Origin of the sequence: Pseudomonas sp. NPDC077451 (genome assembly GCF_044543345.1) — a bacterium.
Classification (GTDB): domain Bacteria; phylum Pseudomonadota; class Gammaproteobacteria; order Pseudomonadales; family Pseudomonadaceae; genus Stutzerimonas.
This window is the reverse complement of the sequence record NZ_JBITVX010000016.1, coordinates 64,037-74,458: the sequence shown is the minus strand read 5'-3', so window position 1 is coordinate 74,458 and position 10,422 is coordinate 64,037. Positions and strand designations below refer to the sequence as shown.

At 49.6% G+C, this 10,422-nt stretch carries 7 protein-coding genes and 2 pseudogenes; 4 read left to right on the top strand and 5 right to left on the bottom strand.

Features of this window, described 5'->3' with window-relative positions; all coding sequences use genetic code 11:
- Positions 1-673 precede the first annotated feature (673 nt).
- From ACIGHL_RS19805 to ACIGHL_RS19790, 4 genes and pseudogenes are all read left to right on the top strand, one after another.
- Positions 674-952, top strand: coding sequence for a hypothetical protein (locus ACIGHL_RS19805; RefSeq protein ID WP_046622514.1), 279 nt, complete (start codon positions 674-676; stop codon positions 950-952).
- Between the two features lie 139 nt (positions 953-1,091).
- Positions 1,092-1,232, top strand: a pseudogene (locus ACIGHL_RS19800) (tetratricopeptide repeat protein); the annotation flags it as partial.
- Between the two features lie 124 nt (positions 1,233-1,356).
- Positions 1,357-2,007 carry a hypothetical protein gene (locus tag ACIGHL_RS19795; protein ID WP_241509302.1) on the top strand — a complete coding sequence of 217 codons (651 nt, stop codon included), beginning with the start codon at positions 1,357-1,359 and terminating at the stop codon, positions 2,005-2,007.
- A gap of 296 nt (positions 2,008-2,303) precedes the next feature.
- Complete coding sequence (locus ACIGHL_RS19790; protein WP_446697618.1) at positions 2,304-3,962, top strand: TniQ family protein; 1,659 nt, start codon at positions 2,304-2,306, stop codon at positions 3,960-3,962.
- A 10-nt stretch (positions 3,963-3,972) separates the two neighbouring features.
- Here the strand turns inward: ACIGHL_RS19790 and ACIGHL_RS19785 are convergent, their stop codons facing one another.
- The 5 genes and pseudogenes from ACIGHL_RS19785 to ACIGHL_RS19765 form a co-directional block, all read right to left on the bottom strand.
- Positions 3,973-5,130, bottom strand: coding sequence for a TnsD family Tn7-like transposition protein (locus tag ACIGHL_RS19785; RefSeq protein ID WP_164863236.1), 1,158 nt, complete (start codon positions 5,128-5,130; stop codon positions 3,973-3,975).
- A 195-nt stretch (positions 5,131-5,325) separates the two neighbouring features.
- A pseudogene (locus ACIGHL_RS19780) lies at positions 5,326-5,802 on the bottom strand (TniQ family protein); the annotation flags it as partial.
- Positions 5,803-5,816: 14 nt separating this feature from the next.
- Positions 5,817-7,277, bottom strand: a complete 1,461-nt coding sequence (locus ACIGHL_RS19775; protein WP_045423006.1) for an ATP-binding protein — start codon at positions 7,275-7,277, stop codon at positions 5,817-5,819.
- Positions 7,274-9,454: a TnsB C-terminal domain-containing protein gene (locus ACIGHL_RS19770; protein ID WP_446697616.1), complete on the bottom strand. Its 2,181-nt coding sequence runs from the start codon at positions 9,452-9,454 to the stop codon at positions 7,274-7,276. The genes ACIGHL_RS19775 and ACIGHL_RS19770 overlap by 4 nt, the downstream gene beginning before the upstream one ends.
- On the bottom strand, positions 9,454-10,311 hold the full coding sequence (locus tag ACIGHL_RS19765) for a TnsA endonuclease N-terminal domain-containing protein (protein ID WP_045423002.1): 858 nt from the start codon (positions 10,309-10,311) through the stop codon (positions 9,454-9,456). The genes ACIGHL_RS19770 and ACIGHL_RS19765 overlap by 1 nt, the downstream gene beginning before the upstream one ends.
- Between the last annotated feature and the right edge of the window lie 111 nt (positions 10,312-10,422).

Here is a 10,422-nt window from a genome sequence, read left to right as displayed (position 1 = left end):
GGGGCGTATCCACAATGGTGTCCACTAAAAAATGGTGGGCACCATTGTGGCTATTCGAGGCTAGGGCAGGCAGTGGGTGCAGGGCGGACGCTTACCAACTTCAGTGGCCAGAGGTAGCCGTGCTTTGCGGGCTACGTCGTCCGTCATTGAAAAACCTCTGGGCACAAGACCCAAAAGGCGACAGATTTGTTTAATGGTCGTGGGCAAACCAAAGCTCCCACCTGCGTTCCATACAGACGCTGCTCGCCGCTGCGATTAATTATGGCTTGTAGAGGTACGTTCGACGCCGAGCGGCAAGAGCCCTACGGGCTCTAACCACTCCTCATCTAAATCGGCTTTGTATCCCATCAATCACACTAAATGACTGAGGGTCTGAATTTGCTTGACCCGAGGACCGTGCGGAGAAAAATTCCATTACATGCTCCTCGGCCCTTGCACGTGCGCCTGCCAACTCGACGTCTCCCCCAGCAGTCCCCTCAACCGTAAAGAACTGTGGATGGTTCAGCCCAACCGTCGCGAGCGCCGCTTTCAGATACGGCCTCAGGAAGTCGGGTTGGCGCGCCCGATCCCCGGTGATGAGTCCGCCCGATGAGATGGCGCAATAAACCGGGCGGTCTACTGAAAGCCGCTAAATGCGCGGCTTGCGGCTATACCTATTGGAGGCACGGTTACCATGTACAAAGCTTCTGTTCTTGGGCTCGCCTTATTCTGCGTCACCACCGGGAGCACTTTCGCTGATGACCCTGACAAGGAGTTTCGGGAGGCGGATAAGCGCTACTGGGAACACCAGAGGGAAATGGAAAAGGCAGAGCTGGAGGCGTACAAGGAACACGGGAAGTTCCATGAAGAAATGGATCGGGAAGAGCGCAAAAATTTCGAGGAAATGGAGCGAGAAGATGACAAACGCAGGGCAGAATTCTATCGAGAGCGGGATAAGGCCTACCGTGAATAATCCAATTGAGCGCTTTGACCGAAGTGCTCTTTACCGTGTCACTCGCCTGATTTCGGCCAGCTTCGGTCTCTTGCTGTGTGCTGGTTGTGTGGCTTATGGATACGACAGCTATGATCCGCGCGCCCATCATGAGCATGACGTACCGGCCGGCCACCTCCCCCCTCCAGGCGAATGCCGCATCTGGTATCCAGACCGGCCAGCAGGACAGCAACCGCCGCCAGGCAGTTGCCGTAAGTTGGAATGGCAGGTGCCTTCGGGGGCGATCCTGATTCGCGGATAGAACTACCTTTTTCAACAGAATCGGCCAAAAGCAGCCAGTGGCTAACGGCAGAGTGTGAGCAACGGCAGTGTCTACATGGAATGAGTACACAACCAATCGGACACCCTCTAACCGGGGCATGACCGTGGCCATATTTGACGGGCTCACCCGCCTGGTCTGGCTTCCGCGGGACACAATGATCGTTGAGGACCAACTGAAGCCTTTTGCGAGGCAAGGCACGAAACCTCCCACCGCGCGAGACATGCATCTGCACCTTCTTCCTTGGCCTCGTCAGGAATTGCTCAACCTCGGCAACGTCGAAGTGGAGATGCGAGTAACCCTTTCCTACTTCATTGAGCCAAACCCGGGCATCGCCGAGCGCGGCATCAAAGGCCGCTATCGCTACGAGTCGCATGGTCTTCGATTTGACGTAAGTCGCCCTAATGAAGACAAGGACCAGTTCCGGCAACGCATCAACAAGCGTGCTCGGGATGAGGAGGAAGGTGCCTATCAGGGAGGCGGCTCAGACCCCTGTTGGCTGCTTGGCACCCAAACCAGGCATCGCGACTCACTTCATTCGGACATATGGCGGGGTACTGCTGCTGACCTAGCAGGCCGCGGCATGCTCGGCATCTATCCCGCCTTGGGCTGGTGGAAAACTTTGGTCAAGCATCAGCGTTACGACGATACCGTCAGGTACAGCCTCGTAGTATCGATCAAGACACAGCAAACCAACGTTGACCTTTATGCTGCCGTCGAGCAAGTAATAGAGGCCCAAACGGCGATTTACGTTTGACCATGCCACGCTCGGTCCCACTAAGAGACTAGTTACTTCCACCGAGTCTTGAGCAACGCCTATCTTTGAAGCAGGGTCGACTTGAGGCGTAGAAAATCACGTTTACGCGGTTTAGCGCAACAATATTGTTCGTCGTAGGTTATGCACATTGGCCAATCCTGACCACACATTAAATCGTCCATTAGAAAGTACCAGTTAGGTTATTCTCTGATCACGCTGGCAATCGACGAGAGACTTGTGAATGGAATCCATGTTACGTTTAACTTACATGTATGTGCTAAGCAGGAGTTGTAACGGTGCATCACAAGATTCCATTTTTTCCACATTCACTTCCTGATGAAACATTGCACTCAAGAGTTTCTCGCTACCATTTTCTATCAGGCAACAAAACACAGCCATTGACTTTCCGAGATGCATTCGACGCTGCCCCGTTTCCTTTGGACGTTGTTGTCCCGAAGAAAATATCTCAGCTAGCTGAACGGCTCCCAGGAGAAGCTGAAGAAAACCTTAAAAGCTTGCTAAATACCAATACACTTCTGCCATTGTTTACATCATTTCTTGGAACCGAGGACTCTCACAAAAAACTTAACCAAGAAACTTCTACAACCGCGCTGTCACGAGTTCCTCAGCGCGTGGTAGGCGTGCATGGCACAGCTAAACTCTGCATCACATGCTGCCAGAGCGACGAAACTGAGTTTGGCTCCAGTTATTGGCATAGAGCTCATCAAATACCAGGAGTTTCCAGTTGCTGGAAGCACTGTGAAAGCTTGATAAGCTCATGTCTATTTTGTTCCAAGCCGTTTTATACGAAGAATCGAATTCTAACGATGCCGTGGCTGCCCTGTGAGTGTGGCTGGTCTGTTAGTACAAACACGTGCAGCAAAATCGCTCCCGTACTTGAGAACGAATTCGCTATGTTCTCCAAAGATCTATTGCACGGAGACGTTCCTACTATCTCGCAAGAATCCCTTGCGCAAGCGTACAGAACACAAGCTTCCATGCTAGGGCTCCGAGCTGGCAGCCTAGTTTCACAAGCATCACTATTCAAAAGTATAGTCGAAACTTTTGGAGATGAATTTCTCTGTCAAGCAGACGCTGCATACGCTGCCAAGAAGACAAAAACGTGGATTCGTCTTTCTACAATAGATAATCAACTAGATATGCCAGTAACACGGCATTTGATACTAAGCTTTTTCCTATTTCGCGATTTCAACGTATTTAAAAGCGCTCTACAAAATCAACAGACCTTGCCTCTCGTAAGAGCTCGCAGGACAGATTCAAAGCATCCAAAATCGACGGAAAGTAAAAGCTCGGTTTACAGGGCTAAGATACAGCAGATCGTAAACCGCTGGCCAAATTCAACACTAGAAGACTGCTGGAAGAACTCTTTGAAGGCAACTTCATGGCTTTTTAAACATGATCGTAAGTGGTTAATCACCTATTTAGCTGGAACGACAGAGCCTGATACTAGCATCGCCGATCTTAGTTATGCAAAGACCATAGAGGACGGAATTGAGTGTCTTTACTCGCTTTCTTCTAAACCTAAAAGAGTAAATATCGGGAATATTCTTTCTCTTCTACCTAAAAGGTTGCCGGGTGGGCGAGACAGGGAAAAACTTTATCCTGAAGTTTCAAAAAAGGTTAAAGAACATCATGAATCCCTTTGGCACTTCCATGTCCGGCGGATAATATGGGGAATACACGAACTCAAAAGGCTCGACCTTAATCCGTCAATTGTTAATTTAAGTGATTTGATAAAAATTAATAAGATTAGCTGTAATTCGATTCTCAGCCATTTTGGCTGGAACATCGAGGTGATGGTAAATCAAAAGTTTAGCCACCTAGATGAAATGAACAAATTTTCAATCACGCGGCAATGGTCGGGCCCTGTAACGGTTGATGCAGGCTATGCCGGCCGAGCTTATCAAAAAGCTCGTATGGTCAAATTAGACTAACCCCATATGGCTAAGCTTCGTTGATCAATCTCATGAGATACGAAGCTGCATTTCCACTGGGTGGGCGAATGGCTGCGAACCTCAACAAGGTCGCAGCACCAAAACTTGCCTTACGTGCGCGTAATTCTTTAGCAGCCCATTCTAATCTGCGGTGATGAAATTGATCTTTTGATTCACAGCTTGCCTTAAGCTCCATGCTGCATCGAGGCAACTTAGGCAATTTTTTCTCGAACAGTGTGGAAGAATTCAGCTCACGTCCTATCCGCGAAACAGAGATCCGAAGTGGCTTCCCTGGCCGAGCCCTAAGGCTCCGCGCGCACTCTCGGATTCGACGCGACAACTCTTTATCCAGCCTTGCCCAGTCAACAGCGGCGGTGCGCTTACGAGCGATCCTTCCGATGCGATGGAGCTTTTCTTTCAGCCAATCTCTATCGTTACGGTAAAGCCAAGCGTAATCGGTGCACGCCTGAGCTGTCGTGTTCCTCTCACGTTCCATAATGAAACGAGTACGGCGGTTCTCTCGGTCTCGCTCCACTCGCAACCCTGACAACATGTCTTTAAGGCCGGTTTCCATCCTCAGTACTCGATACACCGACGTCAATGAAACACCACAATCCGTAGCTACTTCAGCAAAGGATTTCCCCGCAATTACCTGATCCCGGATTTGCGCTTTGAGGCCTGGCAGGAGAATGGACGGGCGAGAACGGACACTTAATCCAAGCTGAACAGCATGGACGTGCAGTGTAGAGACGCTCACGCTTGTCACAGCCGCAATCTGCCGAAGAGAACGTCCTTCCGTGTACATTTCCTCAAGCGTCTCCATTAGTCCACCAGTTCCGCCGGTCGCCGTGTTCGCAATGCTGCCCACCGTGGGGACGAAGGAAACAGAGCGCCTAACGGTTAGATGATCGAAGCTGAGTCCAAGCGCATCCGCAAGAACTAAATAATGCAGCGGGTGATGGGCACCTCTTGGCTTTCGCAACAGCTTGAGGATCCAGGAGGGAGCTTGTTTTGCGCTCGCTGGGCACAGTCGCGAAAACTCCCCTGTGCTGGGCAACGCTTTGAAGTAGATAGCTAACATTTCAGCCAACGGCGTCAGTCGAAGCCTGCCATTGGAACTCACGAGCGCACGGACCTGTGCCCCCCTCAACAAATTTTGCTGGACCATGTCAGGTTGCAGTGGGGCAGAGTCTCTATGGAGTACTGACCATGACAGAGCCGCGAGACGATGAAGAGCGTTTCTCTGAAGCGCACTGACCTTTAGTGCAAGGGTGTGCGCCTGTAATTCATCGTCAGTAGGCAGGAAGCACCGCGTAGCTTTATCCCGGAGCCAAGCCGGTTCAACGATTAAAAGGCGCTGTACGTGATGGGGGCATATCCACACCCCAGGTAGCTGATGTACGCGATGCCAGTAGGATTGACCATGTCTTTGATCATCCTCTTCAAGACATGCCGTGCAAAACCTAACCCGAACGTATCTTTCTAGAGAACTTGCAATAAGCCCAAGCCTCATCTTCAACCCTTGGCCGTTCCTGCTCTCCATTTGACGGCGCGTCATCGCTAGCTGCTCTGACGACATAAATGGTTGGAAGTAAGGGAGCAAAGTATGTCGAGAGATGAGAGCGTTGGCGTCCAGCCCAGTAACCGGGTTGAGAAGCCTTTCTGATTCTTTTAAATGGCAAGGGAGGCTAGTGTTTCGGGTAAAGGCGTAGCTGTGCTCAACGTTGTTGAATGCTTGGCGGACCGAAGCAAACCCAGTCAGCCGGCAATAACGACTTAACAGACTGTGAAGTGTTTCGTCTGGGAAGGGAGCTAAGAAAAAGCCTGGTCCAGTATCCATCCCCCACCTCAAACCTACCTATCGCGATAGGCGTCAGAGAACTCAAATATCTGCTCACACAGCCAGCCCTCATCGCGCAATTGCTGAAGGGGATTTTCACTCTTGGCTATTTCAGACAGCCTCGCGGACTCTTGAGAGGACGCGGTAACAAGCTTTGGTACAGCTGCCATTGGTTTGCCTAGCGGTTTCACCGTCGGCATAGGACTAATGCCGCTCAGCAGTGAATACCGTTTCGACACGTCGTCAGAGCTCGGCAGCATCATGCCCTCAAGCTGGGAATCAATTGGCAATAGGTCTTCGAACCGCCCCAGCTGCCTAGGATCCCGGCTACGTAAGGCCGACAACGCCGGTTTAAGGATCTGCATCTTGGTATCGGCCACGCGTCTGAACGTGCTTGGATCAAGGCGCTCCTCGCCGTACTGAATAGCGAAGCGCTGACCTAGGATCAAGAGCTTAACCAGGAAGTCTGTGACACCTTGAGTTAAATCATAGAGTACGTCGAACAGCTCATCCGACAGCGGACTAACCTCACGGCACCATTGATAGGCCCACAAGGACTGCACCAACATCTTCCAGTACCGATCGTGCTTCTCGAATCTTTGAAACTCGATAACGCCAAGGCCACATCCACGTCTTGCATTTCGAAGCACGTCCGAAAACAGGCTGATCATTGAGTTAGTCCCGATGAACACGACTGGGATGCCAATCGAATTGATCAGGTTGACGAAGAAATTGAGCATGTTGTCTTTTCCGCCGGTTCGCGCCGACCGTAGATGCTGAATTTCATCGATTAGCAAGGCGCCTATAAAATAGGTGCTCGCAACCTGTTCCATGCGTTGAATGGTGTCAGGGAGGCCACTTCGAGAGCGGTAGCTGTTTGCGTATCGATCTTGGCCAATAGCCTGATCCACCGCACGGAAGAACGCCCGACACAAACCGCTAAGTGAACCATCGAACGGGCAATCCAGCTTTAACCAAGTGATTTGCGTTTGTACAAACTGACGACTTTCATAGCGTTCATGGAGAACTGTCTGCGGATAAAGACGCAGAATTGATTCAAGGGCCGTCGATTTTCCGATCCCGCTCAACCCAACCAAGCTGAAGGTCGTTGCAGTAGAGCGAAACCCGTCGGATGTCCGCCTGCTCGTTGAAAGTGAGTGAAGGTGCCTCACGGTCGTTGGCGACAGCGGATTACGCCCTACGTATCCACTTCGAATCAACGAAGACAGGCTTGATTCCAGCTCAAGATGAACCGGTAAAGGCTGAACGACCGTACGTAAGCGATCGATGCAGTGAAGCCGTACCGCTCTATCGAGTTCGCGCTCATGCTCGTTCACCGGCGGAAAATGCGTGATCAATGAAGCCGTGTCGGTTTCGGAGAAGATTGGTGGTAACGCTTCTATTAATGGATTCCCTTGAAACTCTAAAACAGGCGATGCCTCATACTGGGCGACGAAATGTATATTTCGGCTCATTTCTTGGCCCCTGGGCGTAGCCGGCTCAGTAGATCAAAGACCTCAGCGCTGCGGGCACCGGCGTAATCTTCCGCGACGCCAGCGCTAATAATCGCGTCGGGTCGCGGAGGAACAGAAGATCGCAAGTCATCGGGGACGAACGACTCCTTACGTTCTTGCAAGCGTTCGCTAGCTCGATTACTACGAATGTTGCCCAACTTTTCAGATTTCGTCGAAACTTCAGTTTTTAACAACTTATCTTGTTTTGCAGCTTTAACGACGTCAGATATTTCGGCATCTAGCGAGACTTTACTGACTAGCTTGGTGTATTTGCTGTCTGGGGACTCTTGTTTGATGATGGCGAGCATGTCTATAACTTCATCAAACCGATACCCGATATAGCGAACTTCAGATTTCCTTAGATCACTGCGTAGGAAGTTACCTTGATTATTTTGGATCCAGATATGTTCAGTGCTGTTAGGGTCATACCAACAAAGAATGCTGCTTACCCCTCTATGTCTTGCTCTGGCAAACCAGTTCTGCTCAACGGCTAAGTCACAGATGTAAAACATACCCTTGAACTTAATCCCTCCCTTTTGTATAGAACCTCTGTCTCGGGGCAAAAGATGTAGGTAAATAAGTTCGTCAGCCTGGGAATTTTCATCGATTCGATCATTTCGGAGCGCCCAACTCCATATGCCTATTGGGGTAGGTTCCACCTGATCGGCTATCATCTCTTTGGTAAGGCGGTCGGGCTGCCGATTGTGCTTGTTATAATGGAGTATTCCCTGAACAATAATCTTTGTAAACTCTGCCAAATTGAGCGTAGCATCCAGCCTATAATCACGCTCTCCCCGTTCTTTATTCCTCTTACGTACTGCGCCGGGGATCCAATGTATTTGGGTAGTAACGTTGAGTACTTTGAAACTGCTCTCAACGATGGCCTTCCAGTCCGGCCGATAAGGAGGGGCTATACCAAGGTTTATTCTGAGCCCTGAAGCCAAGCCTTCTGCAGCCTGACCCAACATCTCTCCTCTGTCAGCAAAGATTTCATGAGGTAAGTGGTGGCAAGGCCAATCGTCCTCGGTAATATCAACACCATTATCCGCGCAAAAATCTTTCTTCGACGTAAATGCATTAAACAGTGCCTGACGGGCGCCGTTCCAACTCGGCCCTTCAAGGCCGACATAAACGCCAGTGATCATGCCTGAGAAAGTATCAATTACCACATAAACAACCGGGCGGCCAATAACCCAGTCTCGGTTGTATCGGCTGACCAGATATATGTCAGCCACAGTAGCGTCTATTTCAAACAAGTGGCAAGGACCACGCAGACCATCGCGTACAGTACCAGTCAGCGGACGATGATCCTTTTTCCAATTTCGCTCACCGCCTCTTCCTCTAAGAACGGTAATATCGTCATACGCTTTGTGTCCCCAATAAGCGAACTGCCTAGCGGTTGGAAGTTCATTTGCGGGAAGTAGTGGTGGTTCCATACAATCGCCTGGAAGCGTTTTTGATGTATAAAACCGCCTGAGCATTTTTATGTAAGCATCAGCGATAGTGCCAACTTTTCCGGTTGCAAATAAAGAAAAGCCTACCTTAATGCAGTTCTTGTCGGCCTCCGTCAGAACCTTTGACTGAGTATCGACTTCCACTCCTTGAAAATGGGCTTTGCGGCCGGGTTTTTTTCCAACCCTATACTGCTTGGGTTTACCTGGACCCCCAGAGTTAAAACGGTCAGGTAGTAACGCGTTACGAACCTGGCCGTTCATCCAATATCGATACAGTAGTCGATATATAGTTTTTTTGGGTATTTCGCATTTTATCGCTTGGTCAGTTATTAAGCGCCCCATAGCTCCAGGCTGAAATATCTCTCCCGGAACTTCCGTCTCAATCAGATCCCGGATACGCAGCCAGTTTTTATCACGAGAACATTTCTCTTTTTCAGAAATATCTTCTTCAATCCGTAGCATAAATGGGCTAGGTACAATAGTTGCTGTCTTTATATCACCATTATCCAAAAAACTTATTAGCTCTGACAAACGCATCACCCAAGGCTTATTGGGCGTCTTCACAATATTAAAAAGTACAACTTGATCGCTTATAGTATCCAGCCAGAGTACCCTGGCCAATTGTTGAAACTCACTGGTTTCGGTGACTGGTTCGATGACATCGTTAATATTTAGATATGGCATCAGCTAGCCCTACTCTCATATCGAGAGTCTTCGGAAGGATACAAGATATCTGCAATTAGAAAGACGCTCTTCATCATTAGCCGTTCGGCTACTAGATCAAGAATTATATTCTTGTTCCAAACCAGGTGCATGAAGATGTTTTTGGCGTCGCCATATGGGATAAATAGCGATTTAGCAATGCTTTTTAGCATACGATCAAGAGGCCATTGAAACTCTCGCATGCTTTTAACTTCATCGAGGAAACTAACGATTAATGCGCGTTGCTGGAGCTCCCTTTTGAGCGTGGCTCCTTTGCGAAACCAATCTAAGTTACTGCTCAGGGTTGCGGGTATGTTTTCTTCTGTAACCACGTTCCAGTCAATGTTGCGATTTTTCCAAAACTCTCGTTCTATCTTCAGCTTTTGTAAAGTGCGCTCAAGCCTTCGACCCGAAGCGAATGACTCGGTGTATTTAATCGTACGCGCAACTAACCGCTCGCTTCCGTCAGGCTGTCGCAGCGTAACTAAAAAATCGGTGGTCATCACGAAAGGTACTTTCGTTCCGGGATAAACCGGATAAGCGATGTTCAGCGAGTTTGCAATCGACTGGGCTGCTGATTGGGGCAACAGGGGATATTGCTCCCTGATATCTATTACCGATTCTGAAAACTCAAGCAGAAGTAGATAGCCATATTCCAAATCGGAAAGAAGGTGATGAAGCCGATTGACCTTGGCTCCATGTATCTTGCGCGACCGCCCATGGGATGGAACATCCTGCACCCGCAGCCATGGCACGTAGTGCTCTAGACTCCCTTGCCCAAAACCTTTTTCGATATGCCGATCAATGTCGGACTGGGTTCTAAAGCTACGACCTCGCAAACAAGCCTCCCGGTGCCTTCAGCCACCTCCACCAATCCGAAGCTTGAAAAAACGCTCAAAAGTCTTAGGAAACTTCGCAGGCTGTGGATAAGTTGAAAAACGCGAGAACAG